This window comes from Saccharopolyspora gloriosae, assembly GCF_014203325.1.
GTDB lineage: Bacteria > Actinomycetota > Actinomycetes > Mycobacteriales > Pseudonocardiaceae > Saccharopolyspora_C > Saccharopolyspora_C gloriosae.
On sequence record NZ_JACHIV010000001.1, the window covers coordinates 5,946,000 to 5,968,409 of the forward strand.

At 69.9% G+C, this 22,410-nt stretch carries 21 protein-coding genes; 13 read left to right on the plus strand and 8 right to left on the minus strand.

The window, feature by feature from the left end:
* Positions 1 to 45: 45 nt before the first annotated feature.
* The 4 genes from BJ969_RS25770 (at position 46) to BJ969_RS25785 (ending at position 4,932) form a co-directional block, all read left to right on the plus strand.
* The gene (locus BJ969_RS25770; RefSeq protein WP_184483213.1) at positions 46 to 1,362 is read left to right on the plus strand and encodes a multidrug effflux MFS transporter; all 1,317 of its coding nucleotides are present in this window, start codon (positions 46 to 48) and stop codon (positions 1,360 to 1,362) included.
* Between the two features lie 221 nt (positions 1,363 to 1,583).
* Positions 1,584 to 2,519, plus strand: coding sequence for an aldo/keto reductase (locus BJ969_RS25775; protein WP_184483215.1), 936 nt, complete (start codon positions 1,584 to 1,586; stop codon positions 2,517 to 2,519).
* 148 nt (positions 2,520 to 2,667) lie between these two features.
* Positions 2,668 to 4,164 carry a glutamate-cysteine ligase family protein gene (locus tag BJ969_RS25780; RefSeq protein ID WP_184483217.1) on the plus strand — a complete coding sequence of 499 codons (1,497 nt, stop codon included), beginning with the start codon at positions 2,668 to 2,670 and terminating at the stop codon, positions 4,162 to 4,164.
* Positions 4,165 to 4,302: 138 nt separating this feature from the next.
* Positions 4,303 to 4,932, plus strand: a complete 630-nt coding sequence (locus BJ969_RS25785) for a superoxide dismutase (RefSeq protein ID WP_184483219.1) — start codon at positions 4,303 to 4,305, stop codon at positions 4,930 to 4,932.
* 222 nt (positions 4,933 to 5,154) lie between these two features.
* Here the strand turns inward: BJ969_RS25785 and BJ969_RS25790 are convergent, their stop codons facing one another.
* The 3 genes from BJ969_RS25790 to BJ969_RS25800 form a co-directional block, all read right to left on the minus strand.
* Positions 5,155 to 6,495, minus strand: coding sequence for an MFS transporter (locus BJ969_RS25790; protein ID WP_343071595.1), 1,341 nt, complete (start codon positions 6,493 to 6,495; stop codon positions 5,155 to 5,157).
* Between the two features lie 22 nt (positions 6,496 to 6,517).
* Complete coding sequence (locus BJ969_RS25795) at positions 6,518 to 6,904, minus strand: MarR family winged helix-turn-helix transcriptional regulator (RefSeq protein WP_184485810.1); 387 nt, start codon at positions 6,902 to 6,904, stop codon at positions 6,518 to 6,520.
* A 395-nt stretch (positions 6,905 to 7,299) separates the two neighbouring features.
* On the minus strand, positions 7,300 to 8,778 hold the full coding sequence (locus BJ969_RS25800) for an NCS2 family permease (RefSeq protein ID WP_184483221.1): 1,479 nt from the start codon (positions 8,776 to 8,778) through the stop codon (positions 7,300 to 7,302).
* A gap of 173 nt (positions 8,779 to 8,951) precedes the next feature.
* On the opposite strand from BJ969_RS25800, the gene BJ969_RS25805 reads away from it, so the two are divergent.
* From BJ969_RS25805 to BJ969_RS25825, 5 genes are all read left to right on the plus strand, one after another.
* A complete protein-coding gene (locus tag BJ969_RS25805; RefSeq protein ID WP_343071596.1) occupies positions 8,952 to 9,257 on the plus strand; it encodes a DUF2530 domain-containing protein in 306 nt (101 codons plus the stop codon).
* Between the two features lie 84 nt (positions 9,258 to 9,341).
* The gene (locus BJ969_RS25810; RefSeq protein WP_184483223.1) at positions 9,342 to 10,133 is read left to right on the plus strand and encodes an ESX secretion-associated protein EspG; all 792 of its coding nucleotides are present in this window, start codon (positions 9,342 to 9,344) and stop codon (positions 10,131 to 10,133) included.
* Positions 10,134 to 10,283: 150 nt separating this feature from the next.
* Positions 10,284 to 10,637, plus strand: a complete 354-nt coding sequence (locus BJ969_RS25815) for a hypothetical protein (RefSeq protein WP_184483225.1) — start codon at positions 10,284 to 10,286, stop codon at positions 10,635 to 10,637.
* A 28-nt stretch (positions 10,638 to 10,665) separates the two neighbouring features.
* A complete protein-coding gene (locus BJ969_RS25820) occupies positions 10,666 to 11,217 on the plus strand; it encodes a DUF3558 family protein (protein WP_184483227.1) in 552 nt (183 codons plus the stop codon).
* Positions 11,218 to 11,279: 62 nt separating this feature from the next.
* Positions 11,280 to 12,506, plus strand: a complete 1,227-nt coding sequence (locus tag BJ969_RS25825) for a PPE domain-containing protein (protein WP_184483229.1) — start codon at positions 11,280 to 11,282, stop codon at positions 12,504 to 12,506.
* Positions 12,507 to 12,575: 69 nt separating this feature from the next.
* On the opposite strand, the gene BJ969_RS25830 is transcribed toward BJ969_RS25825, so the two are convergent.
* From BJ969_RS25830 to BJ969_RS25840, 3 genes are all read right to left on the minus strand, one after another.
* On the minus strand, positions 12,576 to 13,691 hold the full coding sequence (locus BJ969_RS25830) for a hypothetical protein (RefSeq protein WP_184483231.1): 1,116 nt from the start codon (positions 13,689 to 13,691) through the stop codon (positions 12,576 to 12,578).
* A gap of 123 nt (positions 13,692 to 13,814) precedes the next feature.
* The gene (locus BJ969_RS25835; RefSeq protein ID WP_184483233.1) at positions 13,815 to 14,033 is read right to left on the minus strand and encodes a hypothetical protein; all 219 of its coding nucleotides are present in this window, start codon (positions 14,031 to 14,033) and stop codon (positions 13,815 to 13,817) included.
* A 122-nt stretch (positions 14,034 to 14,155) separates the two neighbouring features.
* Positions 14,156 to 14,380 carry an HC3 family zinc finger protein gene (locus BJ969_RS25840; protein WP_184483235.1) on the minus strand — a complete coding sequence of 75 codons (225 nt, stop codon included), beginning with the start codon at positions 14,378 to 14,380 and terminating at the stop codon, positions 14,156 to 14,158.
* Positions 14,381 to 14,506: 126 nt separating this feature from the next.
* Between BJ969_RS25840 and BJ969_RS25845 the strand changes: the two genes are divergently transcribed.
* Positions 14,507 to 15,403, plus strand: coding sequence for a helix-turn-helix domain-containing protein (locus BJ969_RS25845; protein WP_184483237.1), 897 nt, complete (start codon positions 14,507 to 14,509; stop codon positions 15,401 to 15,403).
* 10 nt (positions 15,404 to 15,413) lie between these two features.
* Positions 15,414 to 15,629 carry a DUF397 domain-containing protein gene (locus BJ969_RS25850; RefSeq protein WP_343071597.1) on the plus strand — a complete coding sequence of 72 codons (216 nt, stop codon included), beginning with the start codon at positions 15,414 to 15,416 and terminating at the stop codon, positions 15,627 to 15,629.
* Between the two features lie 63 nt (positions 15,630 to 15,692).
* Here BJ969_RS25850 and BJ969_RS25855 read toward each other — a convergent pair whose 3' ends face one another.
* Together BJ969_RS25855 and BJ969_RS25860 are read right to left on the minus strand one after the other, a co-directional pair.
* A complete protein-coding gene (locus BJ969_RS25855) occupies positions 15,693 to 18,671 on the minus strand; it encodes a sacsin N-terminal ATP-binding-like domain-containing protein (protein WP_184483241.1) in 2,979 nt (992 codons plus the stop codon).
* The gene (locus tag BJ969_RS25860) at positions 18,668 to 19,537 is read right to left on the minus strand and encodes a DUF3027 domain-containing protein (RefSeq protein ID WP_184483244.1); all 870 of its coding nucleotides are present in this window, start codon (positions 19,535 to 19,537) and stop codon (positions 18,668 to 18,670) included. The genes BJ969_RS25855 and BJ969_RS25860 overlap by 4 nt, the downstream gene beginning before the upstream one ends.
* Before the next feature lie 99 nt (positions 19,538 to 19,636).
* Between BJ969_RS25860 and BJ969_RS25865 the strand changes: the two genes are divergently transcribed.
* Positions 19,637 to 20,476, plus strand: a complete 840-nt coding sequence (locus tag BJ969_RS25865; protein WP_425503617.1) for a glutaminyl-peptide cyclotransferase — start codon at positions 19,637 to 19,639, stop codon at positions 20,474 to 20,476.
* A 221-nt stretch (positions 20,477 to 20,697) separates the two neighbouring features.
* Positions 20,698 to 22,401, plus strand: a complete 1,704-nt coding sequence (locus tag BJ969_RS25870) for an MFS transporter (RefSeq protein WP_184483246.1) — start codon at positions 20,698 to 20,700, stop codon at positions 22,399 to 22,401.
* The last annotated feature ends 9 nt before the right edge of the window (positions 22,402 to 22,410 follow it).

Below are 22,410 nucleotides of genomic sequence, written 5' to 3' on the forward strand. Positions count from 1 at the left end.
CCGCCGGGCCGCAGCACGTCCGGTGGCAACCCGATGAGGAGACCCATGTCCACCGCCGAGGACACCACGATCGATGGGGCCCAGCGCCGGTTGGGGAGCAAGACCAAATTCGCGCTCATCCTCGGTGGGCTGACGGCTTTCGGGCCGCTGTCCATCGACATGTACCTACCTGCGCTGCCGCAGCTGACCACGGAGCTGGGGGCCACCGAGTCACAGGCGCAGCTGACGCTGACGGCGGTCCTGCTCGGCCTCGCGCTGGGCCAGCTGGTCGCCGGGCCGATCAGCGACTCCGTCGGCAGGCGGCGCCCGCTACTGGTCGGGCTCGCCGTGTACATCGTCGCGTCGGTGCTGTGCGCGCTGTCCGGGTCGATCTACGCGCTGGCGGGCCTGCGGCTGTTGCAGGGCGCGGGCGCCGCGGCGGGCATGGTGATCGCCCGAGCGGCGGTCCGCGACCTGTACTCCGGTGTGGAGGCCGCCCGGTTCTTCTCGTCGCTGATGCTGGTGACCGGGCTGGCGCCGATCTTGGCGCCGGTCGCGGGCGGGCAGATCCTGGCGCACACCACGTGGCGCGGCGTGTTCGTCGTGCTGACCGCGTTCGGCACGCTGCTGCTGCTGGTCGCGGCGTTCCTGCTGCCGGAGACGAAGCCGAAGCAGTGGCGCCAGCCCGCGAACCTGGGCAGCACCTTCCGGACGTTCGGTTCGCTGCTGGCGGCACCGTCGTTCCTGGGCAACGCGCTGACCGGCGGCCTGGGCATGGCGGCGATGTTCGCCTACATCTCCGGTTCGTCGTTCGTGCTGCAGAACATCTACGCGATGTCGCCGCAGACCTACAGCATCGCGTTCGGGGCGAACGCGATCGGCCTGGTGCTGGCCGGGCAGGTCAACGCGCGGCTGGTCGGCCGGGTGGCTTCGGAGGCGCAGCTGCTGGTGGGCGCGCTGCTGACCTCCTCGGTGGCGGGCGCGGTGCTGCTGTCGGCGGCGGTGCTGGACCTGCCGCTGCCGTTCCTGCTGGGAGCGCTGTTCGTGATGGTCTCGGCGCTGGGCTTCGTCATGCCGAACACGACGATGCTGGCGCTGGCCGACAACCGCGAGGTCTCCGGGAGCGCGTCGGCGCTGCTGGGCGTGTGCCAGTTCATCGTCGGCGCGCTGGCCGCGCCGCTGGTCGGGCTGGGCGGCACGGGGTCCGCGGTGCCGATGGCGCTGGTGATGTTCGGCGTCGTGGTGGCCGCGACCGCCATGTTCCTGACGCTGGGGCGGCGCGGGCTCAATCGCACGGAGGTCGTCGCCAGCTCCGCCGAGGTTCGCCACGGCACCCCGGCCGAGGCCCCGGCGGAGCCGGACCGGACCGGTTCCGACCGCTGACCTCGTGGTCCGCCGCGCGCGCGTCGTGCACCCCACGCAGGTGGACGACGCGCGCGGGCGAGGAAATATCGTGCGGCCCGGAGTCGCGATCACGCCCGGCTCCGGCACGGCTGTGCCGCCGACCTCCGACCGCACGCCGCACCCCGCTCCGGTGAGAGCTCCGGGAGGTGCGGGCCGGGCACGCGCCCGGTGAGGACACGACGACCGAAGGCAGGGTTTCCATGGCCCCACTGGGCACCACCGACCTCGACGTCCACCCGATCTGCCTGGGCGGCAACGTCTTCGGCTGGACCGCCGACCGCGACGACTCGTTCGCCGTGCTCGACGCGTACGTCGCCGCGGGCGGCAACTTCATCGACACCGCCGACCTCTACATGGCCTCCGCGCCCGGCAATTCCGGCGGCGAGTCCGAGACGATCATCGGCGAGTGGCTGCGGGCTCGCGGCAACCGCGGCCAGGTCGTCATCGCCACCAAGGTCGCGAAGCTGCCGGGCCGCCGCGGCCTGTCCCCCGACAACATCCGCGCCGCCGCCGAGGATTCGCTGCGGCGCCTCGGCGTCGACCACATCGACCTGTACTACGCGCACGAGGACGACGAGTCGGTGCCGCAGGCCGAGACGATGGCGGCGTTCGACGGCCTGGTGCGCGAGGGCAAGGTGCGCCACCTCGCGGCCTCGAACTTCACCGGTGACCGGCTGGCGTCGGCGCTGGCGGCCTCCGACCGCGAGGGCCTCGCCCGCTTCCAGGCGGTGCAGCCGCACTACAACCTCGTCGAGCGCGCCGAGTACGAGACCGATCTGGCCGAGCTGGTGGCGCGGGAGAAGCTGCCGGTGCTGCCGTACTTCGCGCTGGCGAAGGGATTCCTCACCGGCAAGTACCGGCCGGGCGACACGTTCTCCGACAGCCCGCGCGCGGATGCCGCGCGTAGTTATCTGGACGAGCGGGGTGTCAAGATCCTCACCGCATTGGAGGAGATCGCAACGCTGCGTGGAGTGCCGGAGGCGTCGGTGGCGCTGGCCTGGCTGCGCGCCCGCCCGTCGATCGCGGCCCCGATCGCCAGCGCCCGCAACACCGATCAGCTCACGGCGCTGCTGGTAGCGGCCGAGCTGGAGCTGACCGGAGCGGAGCTGGAGAGGCTCACCACGGCCTCCGACTGAGGTCTGGAAAGTCACTTTTCCCGCTGGTCAAGTGCGGTATTCGAGTGCTCGCTCGAACACCGTTTTGGACGCTGGTCCGCCGGGTACCGATGTGTCACGGTTGGTGTCCACCTAGCCGGCGTGCTGGCCGACCGAGCAGGGAGACGGCATGGGGAAGCACGTGACCAGTCGGGCTTTCACTCCTGTGGACCGGCAACGCTATCGAGACAAGATGCAGCGCGGCCTCGACGCGTTGGCGCGGATGCTCGCCGAGGGCAACTTCTCCTTCCCGCACCAGCAGATGGGGCTGGAGATGGAGCTGAGCCTCGTCGACGAGCGGATGGAGCCGTCGATGTCGAACGCGGTGGTGCTGGAGAAGATCAACGATCCTTCCTTCACCACCGAGTTGGGCCAGCACAACATCGAGCTCAACGTGCTGCCCCGCGCGCTCGCCGGGGACGGCGCGCTGGAGCTGGAGCACGAGCTGCGCAAGGCGCTGCTGCGCGCGGACGGCAAGGCGCAGGACGCGAACGCGAAGCTGGTGCTGATCGGCACGCTGCCCACGTTGCAGCGCGGGCACTTCGACCCGGGCTGGTTGTCGCACAACCCGCGGTACTCGCAGCTCAACGAGCAGATCTTCACCGCCAAGGGCGAGGAGATGCTGCTGGACATGGAGGGCGCCCCGCTCGGCGACGGCGGCCCGGAACAGCTCCGGTGCTACGCGGACTCCATCGTTCCCGAATCCGCGTGCACATCAGTGCAACTGCATCTGCAAGTGGCACCCGAGGACTTCGCCGCGCATTGGAACGCCGCACAATGCCTGGCCGGAGTGCAGCTGGCGATCGGCGCGAACTCCCCGTTCCTGCTCGGCAAAGCGCTCTGGCACGAGACGCGGGTGCCGCTGTTCCAGCAGGCCACCGACACCCGGCCGCAGGAGCTCAAGAACCAGGGCGTGCGCCCGCGGGTGTGGTTCGGGGAACGCTGGATCACCTCGATCTTCGACCTGTTCGAGGAGAACGTCCGCTACTTCCCCGCCCTGCTGCCGGAACCGGAGGAGGAGGACCCGGTGGCCGCGCTGCAGGCCGGGCGGGCGCCGACGCTGGCGGAGCTGCGGCTGCACAACGGCACCATCTGGCGGTGGAACCGCCCGGTGTACGACCTGGTGGACGGCGTTCCGCACCTGCGGGTGGAGAACCGGGTGCTCCCGTCGGGACCGAGCGTGCCGGACGTGATGGCCAACGCCGCGTTCTTCTACGGCGTGCAGCGCGCGCTGACCGAACAGGACCGTCCAGTGTGGACTCAAATGTCGTTCGCCGCGGCGGAGGAGAACTTCTACACCGGTGCCCGGCACGGCATGGACTCGCACCTGTACTGGCCGGGCGCGGGCTGGATCACCCCGGATGAGCTGGTGCTGCGCCGCCTGCTGCCGATGGCGCACGAGGGCCTGCGGCTGTGCGGGGTCTCCGACGCGGCGCGGGAGCACACGCTCGGCGTCATCGAAGCGCGCTGCCTGCGCAAGCAGACCGGCTCGTCGTGGCAGCGGGACGTGGTGGCGCGGCTGGAGCAGCGCGGCCACGACCGGCAGGCGGCGCTGACGGGAATGCTGCGGCGCTACGTGGAACTCACCGACGCCGGCGAACCGGTGCACGACTGGCCCGTGGAGTGAGGCGCGAAAACCCCTGTGCGCGGGCCTTCGGTCCCGGTGATTGAGATCAACCCCGCCCGGACTGCGGCGGCCGGACAGTTGCTACTAGATTTGCCATTGCTAGGGACTGTCAGCGATACGCGCACAGGGAGACGCTCAATGGCTCAGTACGTGCTGCCCGAGTTGGATTACGACTACGCGGCGCTGGAGCCCGCGATCTCGGGTGAGATCAACGAGCTGCACCACAGCAAGCACCACGCGACTTACGTGAAGGGCGCCAACGACACGATCGAGAAGATCGCGGAGGCGCGGGACAAGGGCGACTTCGGGTCGATCGTGGGGTTGGAGACGACCCTGGCGTTCAACCTGGCGGGGCACTCGCTGCACCTGGTGTGGTGGAAGATCCTCTCGCCGAACGGTGGCGACAAGCCGACCGGTGAGCTGGCGGCGGCGATCGATCAGGACTTCGGTTCGTTCGACAAGTTCCGCGCTCAGCTGGAGGCGGTGTCGACCACGATCCAGGGCAACGGCTGGGGCGTGCTGGCGTGGGACCCGGTGGGTCAGCGGTTGATCACGCAGCAGCTGCGCGACCACCACTCGAACCTGTCGATCGCCACGACGCCGCTGCTGGTGTTCGACATCTGGGAGCACGCGTACTACCTGCAGTACAAGAACGTCAAGGCGGACTACGTCAAGCAGCTGTGGAACGTCGTGAACTGGGACGAGGTCGGCAAGCGCTTCGCCGACGCGCGTGCCGGCTACAACGGCCTGCGCCTGCCCACCGCTTGATCCCGCCGCGCCGGGCACCGGCGCACCGCGGACGCTCGACACTTCGGGGCCTTCCTCTCGGGAAGGCCCCGAAGTGCTGTCCGGGGTGGTGCCGGAGCACCGCGCGTAGTGCTCCGGCGACGCGGGTCCGAACGCGAACGAACCCCGCCTCCCGGAGGAAGCGGGGTTCGCTCTGTTCCCGAACTGACTGCCGCTCCCACCACGAAGCGGACATGTATTAGGTTAGCCTAACCTCCCAGGCTCTGCAACCCCCGATCTCCGCCCCCGCCACAGCAGCAGTCCGCAACCCACCGCGGCCAGCAACGAGGCGAGCCCGCCCAGCAGCACCGGCGACCGCGGCCCCAGCACCTCCGCGAGCCAGCCCGAGGCCAGCCCGCCCAGCGGTTTCCCGCCGAGGAACAGCAGCATGTAGAGGCCCATCACGCGCCCGCGCATCGACGGGTCGACGCTCAGCTGCACGGTCGAGTTCGCGCTGGTCGTGAAGGTCATCACCGCCACCCCGACCGGGATCAGCATCACCGCGAACGACCAGTAGCCCGGCATCAGCGCGCCCACCGCCTCCAGCAGCCCGAACGCGGCGGCGCCGAACACCATCAGCCGCAGCCGCGAGCCCTCCTTGCCGCTGCGGCGCGCGGCGAGGGTGGCGCCGGACAGCGTGCCGACCGCGAGCATCGTGATCAGCAGTCCGTAGCCGTCGGCGTCGCGGCCGAACACGTTGCGGGCGATGACCGCGAAGGTGCTCTCGAAGTTCATGCCGAAGGTGCCCACGCAGAACACCAGCACCATCACCGCGACCAGGTCGGGCCGCCGCCGCACGTAGCGCAGCCCGGCGAGCACCTGGCCGCGCTCCTTCGGCACCCGGTCCGGGCGGTGCAGCTGCGCCGCGTTCATCAGCAGCAGCCCGCCCACCACGGCGGCGGAGCTGATGCCGTTGGCGAGGAACACCCAGCCGGTGCCGACGGCGGTGATGAGCACGCCCGCGATGGCGGGGCCCACGATGCGCGCCAGGTTGAAGGTCATCGAGTTCAGCGCGACGGCATTGGTGAGCTGCGACGGCCCCACCATCTCCACCACGAACGACTGGCGGACCGGGGCGTCGATCGCCGCGAACGCGCCGAGCACGGCGCACAGCGCGTACACGTGCCAGAGCCGCACGACCCCGGACACGTCGAGCAGGCCGAGCAGCAGTCCGCACGCGCCCAGCGCGATCTGCGTCGCGATCAGCAGGCGCCGCTTGTCGAACCGGTCGGCCGCGGTGCCCGCCCACAGCGTCAGCAGCAGCGTCGGCAGGAATTGCAGCGCGACCGCCACGCCGAGCGCGCCGGCGCTGCCGCCGGAGAGTTCCAGCACCAGCCAGTCCTGCGCGGCCCGCTGCATCCACGTGCCGGTGAGCGAGACGACCTGACCGGAGGCGTAGTAGCGGTAGTTGCGCACCCGCAGCGAGCCGAACATGCCGCCGCCGGAGCCCTCCCGGCCTGGCGGAGCGGCGAGCTCGCCGGTGGTGGATGTGCGGTTCGCACCGTCCGGGCCGTGCCCTGACGGGTGCAGCGATTCACCTGACACCGCCGACGTGCTCAGCTCCCCTCTAGCGCTCCGAGATCCGTTCCATGATCTCGGCGGCGCGACTCAGCGTCGCGCGCTCTTCCTTGGTCAGCTCGGCGAGCTGGATGTCGAGCCAGCGCTCCCGAGCGGAGATCTCCTCATCGATGCGGGCGCGGCCCGCGTCGGTGAGGTCGACGACGGCCTGCCGCCCGTCGGTGGGATGCGGGGTGCGCACCACCAGGCCGAGGTTTTCGAGGGCGGCGATGACCCTGGTCATCGACGGCGGCTGCACGCCTTCCTTCGCGGCGAGCACGCCCGGTGTCATGGCTCCGGCCTTGTGCAGGCAGGACAGCGCGGACAACTGGGAGAGCGTGACGACGGAGTCGGTGCTCTGCGCCCGCAACCTGCGGTTGAGTCGGACGGAGGCCATCCGCAGCCGAGTGGCCAGCGTGCGCTCACGTTCAGCGATCTCGGACACGTCGTTAGTCTACCAAACTATTTGACGACAAATCGGACGATCGACCCATGGTCGGGCGCGATGCGCGGAGCTTAGGGGACTCGACGTCCGACGATCACCCGAGGTGGCGAATTCGTACCCGATCGTCAGCCGTTGACGACTTCCGCCCCGGTCGATCTTGTCAGCGGCGGAGCCGCTGAGCAGTGACCACGCTCGCAGCAGGACCACCGGCGGGTTCTCAGCGGCCTTCTCGCGAGGACAGCCCGTTTGCCCAGTAGGCGGCTACTTCAAAACGGGATCCCGCAGCGAGAAGGCCGCTGAGGTTCCGCTACCCGGACACCTCCGCGAAGCAAGCTCAACAACGGCTTTCAGCCCGCGAACAGCGCGGAGACCGGGTCGGCGACGAAGTACAGCACGAACGCGGCCGAGACGACCCACATCAGCGGGTGCACGGTCCGCACCTTGCCGGTGGCCGACTGGATCAGCACGTAGCTGATGAAGCCGACGCCGATGCCGTTGGCGATGGAGTACGTGAACGGCATGACCACGATCGTCAGGAACGCGGGCAGCGCGATGGTGAAGTCGGACAGGTCGATGTCGCGGATCTGGGCCAGCATCATCGCGCCCACCACGACCAGCGCGGGCGCGGCGGCTTCGACGGGGATCACGCTGTAGAGCGGGGTGAGGAACATGGCGGCCAGGAACAGCAGCCCGGTGACCACGTTCGCCAGCCCCGTGCGGGCGCCTTCGGCGATGCCGGAGGCCGATTCCACGAACACCGTGTTGGAGCTCGCCGAACCCGCACCGCCCGCGACGGCGCCGACGCCCTCGACGGCCAGCGCCTTGCCGATGCCGGGCAGGTTGCCCTTGCGGTCGGCGAGCCCGGCTTCCTTCCCGAGGCCGGTCATGGTGCCCATGGCGTCGAAGAAGTTCGCCAGCACCAGCGTGAACACCAGCATCGCCGCGGCCAGCGCGGGCAGCCGCGTCCACGCGCCGAAGGAGATGTCGCCGACGAGCGAGAGGTCGGGGAAACCGAAGATCTGCTCCGGCGGCGCCGGGTAGCCGAGGTTCCAGCCCTGCGGGTCGGTGCCCTCCGAGGGGCCCGCGTGCACCAGGGCCTCCACGGCGATCGCGACCAGGGTGTTGATCACGATGGCGATCAGGATGCCGCCGCGGACCTTGCGCGCCACCAGGATCGAGGTGAGCACCAGGCCGAACGCGAACACGGCGGTGGGCCAGGACGCGATGGAGCCGTCGATGCCCAGCCCCACGGGCACGGTGGTGTTCGCGGCGTCCGGCAACCGGCGAACGAACCCGGCGTCGACGAGGCCGACGAAGCTGATGAACAGGCCGATGCCGACCGCGATGGCCGCTTTCAGCTCGGGCGGCACGGCGTTGAACACGGCGGTGCGGAACCCGGTGGCGACGAGGATCAGGATGATGATGCCGTCGACGACGACCAGGCCCATCGCCTCCGGCCAGCTCACCTGCTGGGCGATGGTGACGGCGAGCAGCGTGTTGATGCCCAGGCCCGCGGCGATGGCGAACGGGTAGTTCGCGACGAGCCCGAACAGCAGCGTCATGACGCCCGCGACGAGCGCGGTGCTCGCCGCGACCTGCGGCACCGTGAGGATGTCGCCGAGCACGTCGCGCTTCGCCGTCGGCGAGTCCGCGGAGTAGCTGCCGAGGATCAGCGGGTTGAGCACGATGATGTAGGCGACGGTGACGAAGGTGACGAGCCCGCCGCGCAGTTCCCGGCTCAGCGTCGAACCACGCTCGGTGATCTTGAAGTAACGGTCCAGCACCCCGGTTCCGCCCCGAGCTCCCGATTCGTTCCCACTCGCCATGCGTGGATCTTCGGGACCGCGATCCGATCCCGCAACCGGCTGCGCGTCGGGTTTACCGGAACGTTCCCGCGACTGCTCGGAGCCGCTGTCCGGCCCGGTGGGCGAATCGTCCGGATTCCTGTCCGCCATCACTACCTCACCCTGCTGACGACTACCGGGGTAGCCTGCCCGACGTGACCGAAGACAGCGCACGCACCCCCGCCTCACCAGCGACGACGACCGCCGAGGCGCCACGCACCGTGCCCGCGCTGCCACGCAGGCTGGCCCAGCCCACGCCGGTCGTGCTGGCCGGGACGGGGATCTGGCTCGCGGGCCTCGTGCTGTTCGCCGTCACCGCCCCCGGCGGCTTCGAGTTCTGGACCTGCGTAGCCGGGTTCGTCCTGGGCTTGACCGGGTACGGAGTGTTCCGCTGGCAGCGCAACGCGTCGCGCCGCGGCTCCCGCGGGGCGTGGAAGGGTTTGTCCGGTCTGGACGGATAGTGCGATACCGGAAAGGTGCTCTCCGGAAGTGGTCCATTCGCTAGTCTGCTGCTCGCGAAGTACCTACGACTGGGGGAGCAAGAAGTGGCGTTCAAACTCGATGTCGATCGCCTTGAGTTCGCCGTCCTCGCCGGCTGGGCGGGCCTGAAGCGCTTACCGCCGGTCGTCCAGTTCAGCCACTACGGCACGCCGGTGCAGGACATCAACGCCGAGCTCGACGCGGCCGACGCGCGGTGCCGCCAGCGGGGGCTGGTGAACCGCGCGAACCAGGTCAGCGACGAGGTGTGGGACCTCATCGGGATCTACCCGACCACCGCCGTCGAATACGACCTGCGGTTCTCCGCGAAGAAGGGCACCGAGCTGCGCGCGGCGATGTCGCAGTCCGGCCAGGTCGCGGTCCGCACCGTCATGCACGGCGACCGCTACGTCCTCGAACGCGTCCGCGCGGAGGACACCGTGCCCGCGCTGGCCTCGGTGCTGCCCGAGCACCCGCCGCTGAAGATGAAGCCCGTCAACGTGGACCTCACCGAGATGCGCGCCGTCATGGCCGACGTGCAGAAGAAGGGCCAGACCGACCCGCGCGCCATCGAGCAGGGCCTGCGCACCCGCGGCATCGACGTGACGGGCTTCCGCAAGGCCACCGAACTGCTCGACGGCACGAAGCTCGGCGCGGGCCAGATCGGCGTCACCGTGTGGAACGCGCAGCGCAAGGAGTTCCGCGGCGACCACACCGTGCAGGTCGTCGACGTCGAAGGCGGCCGGGTGTCCATCTACAACTCCGGCAACCAGCGCATGGTCGCCGGAGCCGACATCGGCACCTTCCGCCGCGTCCTCGGCGACCTCACCACCGCCGCGCAACGCCGCTCCACGTGGTGACCTCCCGAGCGCTGGGCCGAACGCGTGATCGCGCCCGCGCGCGGGGAACGAGATGCGGCGTTGTGACGTCGTATCGGTGCACTGCACAGGCGTGATCTGGCAAGCTGAGGCCTGATCACGGATCAACGTGACACTAGGGGGTAAGACAACATGGCCACCATCAACACGACGGTGAACAACGGGGGCGTCAGCTCCGGGGCGTCGTTCTCCGTCGACACGGACGCCATTCCGGGGATGATCGCGAAGTACGAGGATGCTCGCGGCGAGCTCGACGAGATCCTCAACAAAGTCAGGAACTCAGGCGTCCTCAAGCCTCCTGGTGATGACGAGGTGAGCAAGGGCGCCGCCGAGTCCATCAAGAAGCTCATGGGGAATTCCGAGGGCGGTATCACGCAAGTTGTCACCGCTGCCCGCAAGCACATTCAAGACCAGATCAATCAGCTGAAAGCGGCCCAAAAGGACTACCAGTCCGCCGACGACGCAGCCACTCCGACTCAGGCGTAAGGAATTTTCTGTGCTACGACGTACCAGCGTGCTCACCGCATCCCTCCTCATGCTCACCGCGATCTCCTCGTGCGCAGTCGGCGGCGAAGGGGAGCAGCAGCCTCCGCAGGCCGCGCCTAGCACGGAAAACATCGATCCTGCACTGGCAGTCGAGAATCCGAAGAACCTCAAGGGCGTTGCGGACGCCTGCCAGTTGCTCACTCCGGAGCAACGCACCGCCCTTCAAGTCGATGGGGCTCCAGAGCAGGCTGACAGCTTGTACAAGGAGCCTGCGTGCAGCATGGAAGGCGACATGCTCACAGCACGCATCGAGATCAACTCAAATCAAGGTGGCATGACGGCCACGCACGAACGCAAGGACAACTTCGACAATTTCGAACCCACTGAGGTCGCCGGGTATCCGGCAGCGCTGGTGAACTTCTCCGATTCGCTGTGCTCAGTGATCGTCGGAGTCTCCGACACCCAGTCTGTCGATGTCTATTACGCAATGAACTCAGGCGGCGCCCCCGAAATGAACGACGGGTGCGGATACGCGAAGAAGATCGCCGCCGAAGTGGTCCAGAACATTCCAGCCGCCTGATCCGAGGTCAGGCGCAAGGCCGAACAGGATGATGCAACATGGTCCCCCCTGCGATACCGATCATGGTCGGCGTTGCGCTGGTAGCGCCGTCCGATTCCGGCAACATCGACGAGATCATGCAAAAGGTGGGGTTCAACCACCCGGAGAAGTACAAGCAGATCACCGAGGGCGCCGGGCCCGAAGAGATGACCCGTGCCGCCGACGACCTGAAGGGGGCGATCAGCGAGCGCTTCGGAGCCGCACTGGAACTACTCGAAACGGCGAACCGAGACGCGAACGTCGCTTGGCAGGGCCAAGCCGCTGAGCAGTTCGGGAACTCGACCAAACCAATGACGAGCTTCCTCACGAACGCTCAATCGACGTCGCAATCCGCCGGTGGTTCGATCGAGCGGCAGGTCGACGGGTTCCTCACGGTCCGGAACTCGATGCCGGAACCGAAGAAGGTCGACGCGACGGACAGCCTCATTGAAAAGGGCGGCGCCTGGCTCGTCGGCGGTGAAACGGACCTGCAGCAGCAGGAACGCGAGGCCACCGAGGCGGCCGAGGCCGCGAAGCAGACGTACTCGACCTACGACAACACGATCCGTCCCGAGATCCAGAACCCGCCGCGGTTCGACCCGCCGCCGGGGCAGAGCGGCGACCAGGGGCAGAGCTCCTTCGATCGCAGTGGGGCGATCAACTCGCCGATGGGCGTCGGATCAGGCGGTAGTCCTGGTGCTGGCGGTAGCGGCGGTGGGATCGGTGGCGTCGGTGGTGGTTCAGGGTTCGGGCCTGGTGGTTCGAGCTTCCCGGACACGCCTTCTGGCAGCGGTTCGTCGTGGGCTCCTGGGACCAGCCCCTCGACGATGCCGGCTCCGGCGTCGCTCCCCAGTGCCGGTGGTGGCGCCGGTGCGGGTGCCGGGGCCGGTGGTGCCGGGCTCGGGATGATGCCGGGCGGCATGGGCGCCGGTGGAGCCGGTGCGGGCGCGGGTGGTAGCGCCGGTGCGGGCGGCATGGGCGCTGGCGGTCGTGCTGGTGCCGGGGCCGGTGCCGCGAACCAGCCTGGTGCGGGTGGCCGTTCGGGCATCGGCACGCCGGGTGGCGGCATGGCCGGTGCCGGTGGTGCCGGCGCGAAGGGCGCCGGGGCCGGTGGTCGTGGCGGCATGGGCATGGGCGGCGGCATGGGTGCCGGTCGCGGTGGCCAGGGCGGCGAGGACGACGAGCACGAGCACCCGAGCTGGCTCGAGGAGCAGGACGACGTCTGGCTCAACGACATGCCGCGCACCGCTCCCCCGGTCTTCGGGGAGTGAGCTAGGGCGAACGCTCGACGGCGTTGAGGGGCCGCGCACCGATCAAGGTGCGCGGCCCCTTCGCTCGGGTCATCGCACCGATCGGTCCCAGGTGAGGGTGGGAGGTCTCGTGTCGGACAGCGGGTCTGCGGGGAACTCGGCGGGCCGCACGAACTCGACGCGCTGCACCGGCAGGGGGTTCTGCTTCGCGTTCGGTTTGCCGTCCTCACCGAGAACTTCGGTCTGCTCGCGGAAGTGATAAGCGGGCAGCAATGTCTCGGGGTCGAGGTAGTAGGCCATGTTCGCCCCTTCGCCAGGCCCATTCCCTTGCATGTAGGGAAGTTCCTCCGCTGTCAGCCCGGTCTTCTGGAACGACCAGGTCACTACCTGAAAGCCCCAGTACAACCCTCCGGTATTCACTGGTTCTGCACGAACCGGAAGCCGGACGAACCTCTTGCCGCCGATATCGACCAGCTCCGGTTTGCCCGCCTGGAAGAAGCCGGAGTACCTGGTTGTCAGGTGTGTGATCATGGCGTCGCTCTGCGGCGGCGTGAGTCCGCCAGGGATGATTCCGTCGCCCGCGTAGGTGGCATGGCGCCGCAGCCGACACCCTCCGCTGTCGGGATCATGCCAGCCGTTCCGGTAGCTGGCCCAGCTGTACGAGGTGTCACCGACGCATCGCGCTTGGATCGTTCCTTCGTCCGCGTCGAGCGAAGTCTTGATGTACTGCTTGGATCGATAGTCGACGATCGTGTCGTCCCCGTACTCGACCACGCCTGCGACGTAAGCAGCTTTGTCTTGGTAGGTCTCCTCTACGGTTCGGACAACAGGTTCCTGGGACTGCCGCTCGAACATCTCCCAGAAGAGCGCGTCCGGGTCGATCTCGTTGATGGTGGAGGCGTTGATCTGTGTGGACGGGTCCCATTCCGGCCGACCTTCGTCGGCTTCGGCCGCGCCCGACCGCAGCGCGTAGATGCCGATCGACACACCGATGAGGCACAACACCACGATCACGACGCCGAAGACGATCAGACCTGTGCGGCGCTTGCGCGGAGGTGGCTGCTGCCACTGCGGTACCGGCTGCTGCCAGCCACCAGGGAAGTATTGGCTGGGCGGCCCGCTCTGTCCGACCGGCGGCTGTTGTCCCTGCCAAGGTTGTTGACCGTTCCACGGCTGCTGGCCGTTCGGCGGGTAGGGCGGTGTCATCTCGTGGGGTCCGATTCTCCGAGGTCGTGATCGTCGATCAGCACAGCACGCGGTGAGGTCGTGCCGAGGGCGAATGCCCGATTTCGTGGGCAAGTCCGCATCGCGGCCGTCGGCTATTAACAATCACTCGTTGCTCGGGAACGGGACGATGCGGTGATCACCACTGCGGGCTTCGACGGAGCAGACCGAGCAGGTCGGGCGGCCGTCGCGGGGGCCGACGTCGGCCGGGTCGGCCATGACTCCGCACAAGCCCACGGCTTGCACCGCGCCGACCGGGATCACGTGGTTCTGGTAGCCGAAGGCGGCCCAGCAGCCTTCGGGCTCTTCGCTCTCTGCCGGCATTCGGGGTTCTCCTCGGGTTGGGAGGGTGACCGAGCGGGAGGGGAGGTGGACCCGCCCGGCCACCCGACGAACCGGTGTGGGGTCGGGGGTCACCACGACCGGTCCGGGTCATCGGTCCGCGATCAGCGCGGACGGTTCGCGAGCACGCGCCAGCAGTCCATGCAGGTCGCTTCCTGGATCCACGCGAGCTCGTCGGCGATGCGCTGCAGTTCGTCGGTGCTCACCACTACGCCGCACAGCGCCTTCACGAGCTCACCCGGTTCGGAGCTGCGCGCGACCAGGTCGAAGGCGTGCCGACCACCACCCACCGGCTGCCACAGCCCCACCTTCGCCCCGTTCGCCAACATGCTCGCTCCTTCCCAGAACTCAACATCGACTCGCATAAATGCTCACATCGCATCTATGCGATTGACTAGGTATCGTTCGAGTGGACCCCCTGGAGTGACACGCAGGACCTGACGAAACTGGCGAGCATGATGATCAGCCCAACTGTGCGCGGCCGAGTGCTGGCGAAAAGGCTCTACCAACTTCGCGAACAAGCCGGGTACACACAGACGGCAGCGGCGGCTGGGCTGGATTGGAAGCAATCGAAGGTCAGCCGCATTGAGGCGCGCGAACAGAAGGTCAGCGTGGCCGATGCACATGCCCTTGCAGCCTTCTACGACGTCACGAAAACGGAGCGAGATCTTTTGGTCACCCTCGCCCGTGACTCGAAGAAGCAGGGCTGGTGGCAGTCGTACGGCGATGTCATGCCTACGTGGTTCGACACCTATGTAGGCATGGAAGCCGAGGCATCGTCACTGATGACCTACGAGTCCGAGTTCATCCCGGGCCTGTTGCAAACCGCGGACTATGCCCGTGCCACCACTAAAGCGACCGTGCTCGATGCCGACGTTGAGGAGATCGATCGGCAAGTTGAACTTCGTCTGCAGCGACAGCAGCGGCTGCGTGGGTCGGACGCTCTCACCTTGTGGGCGATCATCAGCGAGGCGGCGCTGCGACGACCGGTGGGCGGCCAGGCTGTTTTGCACGAGCAGCTCATTCACCTCGTTGCTCTCGCCGAACAGCCGAACATCACCGTGCAAGTGATGCCCTTCGCGGCGGCAGGCCACCCTGCGCTCGGCCCTTTCGTTCTCCTCAGTTACCCGGAAGAGTGGCATCCAGACGTGGTGTACCTGGAAACCCAGGCTGGCGCTCAATGGGTTGAGGAACCCGTGCAGGTTCGCAAGTTCTGCGTGGTGACCGAACACCTGCGAGCGCACGCCATGGATCCGAGCGATTCGGTGCGCGCCTTGCGCGAGCGGGTAGGAGATCTTGGTCGGGATGTTCAGTCAGTGGCGAGTGTCGAGCAGAAGCGCAGGACAAGGTAACTGCGTCGAGGTGGGGTTCCGCGCATCCACCTACAGCGGCCCGCAGGGCAACTGTGTGGAGGTCGGCTGGCGGAAGTCCACCTTCAGCAACGGAGCCCAGAACTGCGTCGAGGTCGGCGGTTCTCCCGAGGTCGTCGGCGTGCGGGACACCAAAGATCGGGACGGCGGGATGTTGGTGTTCGAGCGCCAGGCGTGGCACCGGTTCACCCGGTCACTGCGAGGCTGACGCGCTTCTTGCATGAACGGACCGTTCGTCCAATCCCGTTGGGCGAACGGTCCGTTCACTTCGTCAGCGCAGGAGCGTGACCGCTTCCGGATCCGCCAGCAGCGCGGCCAGCGCGAAGCGGGTGTCCCAGGTTCCGGCCGCCCAGGCGAGGGCGCGGGCGAGGCCGTCGGGGGTGCGTTCGGCGTGCACCGCGCCCGCCTCGTCGACCCACCAGTGCACGCGCTGCTCACCGGCGCGGGTGCTCACGCGGAGTCCGTCGTGCAGGGTGACTTCGCCGCGCGGGACGGCGATCCCCAGCAGCTCGCAGGCTCCGGGGACGCGGCCGACCTCGGCCCACTTCTGGGCGCGGCCCTCCCCCAGCACCCGCATGGTGCTCTCCTCGGAGGCCAGCGGGAGGTCGAGCAATTCCGCTAGCGCTTCGGCGTCGAACTGGTCGGGGCCGCCGCCCGCGACGACCAGGGGTGCTTCGAGCACGCCGAGCATCCACGGTTCGTCGAGCACCACGGCCCGTTCGGCGCTGACCACGGCCCCGGAGATGGACCGCACCGACTCGGGCGGGCCGGTGAACCCGGGGGCGATCACGCCGTCGGCGACCGCGTTCGCGAGTTCCCGGTGGGCGCGCAGGGCCGTGCCGGCGCGGACGGCGCGGTCGGGATCTCCGAGCCTCGCGACCAGGTCCGCCGCGTCGTCGGGGTCGTCGATGCGCAGCGCGCCGCGCACGCCCGCGAGCCGCAGCTGCGGTTCGCTCAGGCCGACGTCGGGCACCGGGTCGTAGATCCCGGCGATCTCCTCGGCGCCCGCGAGCCGCCAGGAACGCGGCGGATGCCCGGCGAGCAGCGCGAAGCGCGACAGCCACCACGCCGGGTGGCCGTGCGGGTCGTCGAGCGCCTGGGCTATGTCGGTGGAGGCGCTGAGCAGGCGGATCGCCTCCGGCCACGCCTCGTCGGCGACCAGGTCGAGATCGCGCACCGAGGTGAACCGGGCGGGCGGCCACGCTCCATCAGCCGCGAGCTCCTGCTCGCGCCACCACTGCTCGCTGTCGGCGAACCGGTCGTCGGGGTCGATGGGGTCGTCCTCGACGTGCAGGGCGAAACCGTCGAGCACCCCGATCGACCGCAGCAGGCCGCGCGGCCAGCGGGCGGCGAACGCCGCGTCGAGCACGCCGAGCGACGCGTCCGGGCCGATCTCGTCCGGGTCGAGCACGGACAGCAGCGCGGCGTCGGGCAGCAGCAGCTCGTCCGCGCGGCGCATCTCGCCGTCCTGGTCAGGCAGCGCCAGTGCGTTCAGCCAGTCGTGCGCGTGGGAATCGCGCACCAGGCCGAGCACCGATTCGGTCAGCGGCAGCACGTCCGCCCCGGCCTGGGCGTCGGCGACGCTGCCGCGGACCGCCTCCGCCAACGGCGGGGCGTCGAGCAGTTCCGCCGGGCCCGCGCGGTGCGCGCCCAGCTGCTCCAGCAGCGGGTGCGCCGCGTCGGGATGTGCGATGCGCAGCCCTGAGATGTCCAGTGTGGACAGCACCGCGGCGGGGCCGGAATCGCCGTCGCCGTCGGTGAGCAGCACATCGCGGACACCGGTGATGGTGCGGCCGTCGGCCAGCGGCACCGGCAGCGCCGCGAACTCCTCGCGGGCGCGCAGATCGGTGCGCTGGATCGGCGCCAGCGCGTCGTACAACCGGTGCCACCACGACGCCGGGCGCTCCAGCCCGGACACCGCCTGTACCAGGTCCGCCGAACCGAGCCGCCGCACCTCCAGCGTGCTCAGCGCGCGCCGCTGCCGGGCGTCCGACAGGTCCGCGGCCAGCAGGCCGGGCACCACGTCGGCCAGCAACGACACCAGTTCCGGCGAGTAGTAGTCGAGCACCGCCGCGCCGTGCGGGGCGACGGAACCGCCCGCACCGCCGGGCAGCCACTCCGTCACGCGCAGCCGGTCCAGCACGCCCTGCCGCAGCTTGCCGTCCACATCGGACAGCGGGAAGCCGGGCAGCGGGACCAGCGCGGTGCGGTGCTCCGCGGCGACCTTCGCGACCAGGTCCGGGTAGCTCTCGGCGGCGAACGTCAGCACCGAGTCCACCGCGGGGGAACTCGCGACACGGCGGCGGTCCGCCTCCACGGGCAGGCCCGCCAGCAGGCGCGCGGGCAGCGACAACCGCTCCTCGGTGGGAGTCGGGGCGTGCAGGATGTCCTCGGCCAGCGGGATCGGCACGTCATCGGGGTCCAGCGGCACCGCCCAGCACGCCCACCACTCGGCGCCGCCGCGCGCCTCGGCCCCCATGCCCTCCAGGGCGAACTCGCCCAACCGGCCGGAAACCCGGTGCAGCAGCCAGCGATCGCTGCGGTGCGGACCGTGCACGACCGACCGCGACGCGCCCTGGTCCTCGCGGCGCCACGTCTGCGCGCCCACCCGGATCTCGCGCAGCGCGGGCAGCGCCAGCAGCAGGTCCGAGGCGTGCTCGGCGAAACCCGCCAGCAGCGCGTCACCGTCCACATCGGACAGAACGGGGAGCCGGACCTCGGTGCTGAAGCCCTCCGGCGGGGTCTCCTCGGTGGGCCACGCCAAGCGCAGCACCGGGACGCCGCCCTCGCGGGACTCGATCTCCTTCGCCGGGCCGGGCAGCTCCGCGGCCTCCGCGCGAGTGCGCTCCGCCGAGAACTCCACGGCACCCGAGGTCGACACCACGCGCGGGCGGTCCGTGACCGCCAGCACCGCGGCGAAACCCACGCCGAACCGGCCGACCGTGGCGCCGTCGCGCTTCGCCGACGCGCGCAGCGAGGCCAACGCCTCCACGCCCTCCGCCGTCAGCGGCGCACCGGTGTTCGCGAGCCGCAGCTCGCCGTCGGTGAACGCGACCCGCAGCACGCCGTCCGCACCGGCGGCGTCCGCCGCGTTCTGCGCGAGCTCCACCAGCAGCCGGTCGCGGTAGCCGCCGAGGCGCAAGTCCTCCTCGGCGTTCGCGTCCTCCCGGAACCTCGTCGGCGAGGACTCCCAGGACTGCAGCACGGCCCGCCGGAGCTCGGCCGTGCCGAAGACGTCGTGACCGGTCACCCGCGCGACTCGAAGTCCAGCGTGGTGTCGTCGTAGACGACCTCGGCGATCGGCACCGTCGACGAGGTGTCCACCTCGGCCTCCGAGTGCGCGCCGCAGCCGAACTCCACGTGCACCACGCGGCCGTCGGCCGGGGCGACCTCGTTGCCGCACACGCCGAACGCGGCCTGCATCGACCCCGCCAGCGGCAGGAAGAAACCGCACGTGCCGCACGCGCCGGGGGCCAGCTTCGCGATGTCGCTGCCCGGACCGAACTCGCCGTCGTGCCAGCGCTCCGCCGCGGCCAACCGGCCCTCGAAGCTCAGCACCCGCTTGCGGCCCAAGCCGACCTCGTGCGCCAGCGCCTCGACGGACTCGTCCGCACCGGACAGGAAGCCCTCGGCGAGCCGCGTGTCGTCCGGGGAACTCGGCAGCAGGTCGCCCGCGCCCAGATCACCCGGCCGCACCCGCTCGTTCCACGGCACCCACGCGGGAGCCGTCAGCGCGTCCTGGCCGGGCAGCAGCACCACCTCGCTGACCGTGACGGGCTCGCCCGGACCGGCGATGGCGACCGTCACCGCCCAGCGCCAGCCGACGTAACCCGGGTAGTTCGACTCGAAGTAGTGCGTGGCCGCGTCCGGACCCTCCGGCTCCACACCGGCGTGCGCCCCGACGGGGGCGTCGTCGGAGTCCACCGTCAACATCGGTGAACCGCTCGGATCGGTCGCGGGACCGGCCTCGCTCTCCGCTGCGGCGCGGGCCGTGTCGACGGCCGCGGCCAACGTCGGGTCGAGCCGGGCCGGTTCAGGCTGGGTCCCCGTGGACTCGCCGCTCGGCTCCCCAGGAACTCCGAGCGGAGCGTCCGGGTCGGTGGTCGGAGCAGGCATAGGCGTCACGTGCTCGATTGTGCCGTACGGGGTCGGTGCGGTCGCCGCCCGTGTCAGGCTTTCGGGGTGCGAACCGGAGATCTCCCCAGGAGAACTGTGCTGGGCAACCGTCTGTCCACAGGTGTGATCATCGTGAGCCTGTTGGGCGGCCTGGGGTTGGCTGCGTGCTCGACGGACGTACCAGGCCAGGACGAAGGCCAGGACCACCGCGAGCACACCGATCAGAGCATTGGGCACGCGCGCAGCGTGCCACACCTTCGAGCGATGGTGACCCGCGTGCTCCCGCACGACCGCTCCTCGTTCACCCAGGGCCTGGAACTGTCCGGCGGGACGCTCTACGAGGGCACCGGTCAGCACGGGCGTTCGGTGCTGCGGGCGCTGGACCCGGACACCGGCCGCGTGCTGGAGGAGGAACGTCTCCCCACGGAGCTCTTCGGCGAGGGCATCACCGTCGTGGGAGACCGTATCTGGCAGATCACCTGGCAGGAAGGGGTTGCGCTGGAACGTGATCGGGAGACCCTGCGGGAACTGCGCCGAGTGGACTACGAAGGCGAGGGCTGGGGGCTCTGCCACGACGGGACGCGGCTGGTCATGAGCGATGGCGGCTCGCGGCTCACGTTCCGCGACCCGGCGACGTTCGCCCCCACCGGCTCGGTCGAGGTCACGCTCGAAGGACGGCCGGTGCCGGAGCTCAACGAGCTCGAATGCGCCGGCGGGCAGGTGTGGGCGAACGTGTGGGGAAGCGAGCGGCTGGTGCGCATCGACCCGGCGTCCGGCCAGGTCAACATGGTCGTCGACGCCTCGGGGCTGCTGCCGTGGACCGAGCGGTCCGGGACGGACGTGCTCAACGGCATCGCCGCCGTGCCCGGCACCGACGAGTACCTGCTCACCGGCAAGCTGTGGCCGCACGTGTACCGGGTGCGCTTCGTACCCGAGTGATCGGTCCACACCAATCGGCGGAGTTCTCCACAGCCTCGTTCCGGTGAGGACGTGACGACGCCTCAGTTGTGGAGAACTCACGTGATCACGGAGGTTGTCCACAGGTCGGGGTTCGCTGTGGACAACTCCGATCGGCGTGTCGGACGCGGCGTCCTCCACCGGTGGGCTGAGCAGCCGAGCAACGGGCGCGATCGAGGTTTCGCCTAGGGCAGGATGAGCGCATGGGGCTCCGACGCAACGGGCACGCCGACGAGGAACCGGCCGGACGGCCCGGCTGGGGAGCCGGACGTCGCGGCAGGCGCTCCCGGATCCCGCAGGACTTCGGCGACCGGCGGCGGCGCGACCAGCGAGCCGACGATCACGAGGCCGCGTCCCGCCGCCCCGCCGACGCCGAAACCCCGGCAGGCCCCGGCGAGCCCGAGCACCCGGCCGACGAGGAGCGCGGCGGTACCGAACGCGCCGCGAGCGCCCAGCACACCGCCACCACCGAGCACGCGGTGCGCGACGAACCCCGCGACCGGACCTCCGAGGACACCGCGCCGGGCGAGGACACCCGCTCCGGACGCGGCCGGTGGGACGCCACCGATCCGCCGCGCAAGCTCACCATCACGCGGGTCGCCGCCTGGCGCGGGCGCCAGCTGACGCGGCGGGCGATGCGGCTGTTCTTCTCCGCCGCGCACGCCGACGGCGCCGCCGAATCCGGACTCGCCCGCTTCACCTACGCCGTGATGCTGAACTACGCGGTCGACGCGGCGATGGCCGTGGCGCTCGCCAACACGCTGTTCTTCTCCGCCGCCACCGGCGAGAGCAAGGACAAGGTCGCGCTGTACCTGCTGATCACCGTGGCCCCGTTCGCCGTGATCGCCCCGGTGATCGGCCCGGCGCTGGACCGGCTGCGCCAGGGCAGGCGCACCGCGCTCGCGGTGTCCTTCGGCGTGCGCGTGCTGCTGGCGGCGGTGATGGCGCTGAACTTCGACGGCTGGCTGCTGTACCCGGCGGCGCTGGGCTGCATGGTGCTGTCCAAATCGTTCGGCGTGCTCAAGGCGGCGATGACTCCCCGGGTGCTGCCGCGGGCGATCAACCTGACCACGGCGAACTCGCGGCTCACCACGTTCGGACTGGCCGCCGGAGGCGTCTTCGGCGCGGCGGCCTCCGGATTCGCGTGGCTGCTGGGTTCGCCGGGGGCGCTGTGGTTCATGGCGGCGCTCGCCGCGTTCGGCTCCTGGCTGTGCCTGCGCGTCACGCCCCGGGTGGAGAGCTCGGCGGGAGAGCGGGACGTGGCGGGCAAGCGCAAGCGCACCCCGCTGAGCCCGCACGTGGTCGTCGCGCTGTGGGGCAACGGCGGCATCCGGGTGCTCACGGGATTCCTCACCCTGTTCGCCGCGTTCGTGATCAAAGAGAGCACCCGGCAGGACCCGTTCCTGCAGCTGGTGCTGCTCGGCGCGGTAGGCGGCGCAGCCGGGCTGGGCAGCTTCGCAGGCAACGCCGCCGGTGCCCGGATGCGGTTCAGCGCCCCGGACCGGCTGATCGTGAGCTGCCTGGGCGCCGCGCTCGCGATCACCGTGTGCGCGGCGGTGCTGGCGGGCGTGCCGGTGGCCGTCGCGGTCGGGCTCGTCGGGGCGACGGCGAGCGCGCTGGCCAAGGTGTGCCTGGACGCGGTGGTGCAGCGCGACGTGACCGAGCGGGCGCGGGCCTCCGCCTTCGGCCGCTCCGAGACGATCTTGCAGCTGAGCTGGGTGTTCGGCGGAGCGCTCGGCGTGCTGCTGCCGCCGGTGTGGTGGATCGGGTTCACCACGACCGCCGCGATCCTCGCGCTCGTGCTCACCCAAACGATCATCGTGGGGCGCGGCGGCAGTCTCGTTCCGCGACCGCGCCGCGGCCACATCCCCCGACCGGGCACCGAACGGGTTCCGGCCGGGCCGTAGGCTCACGGC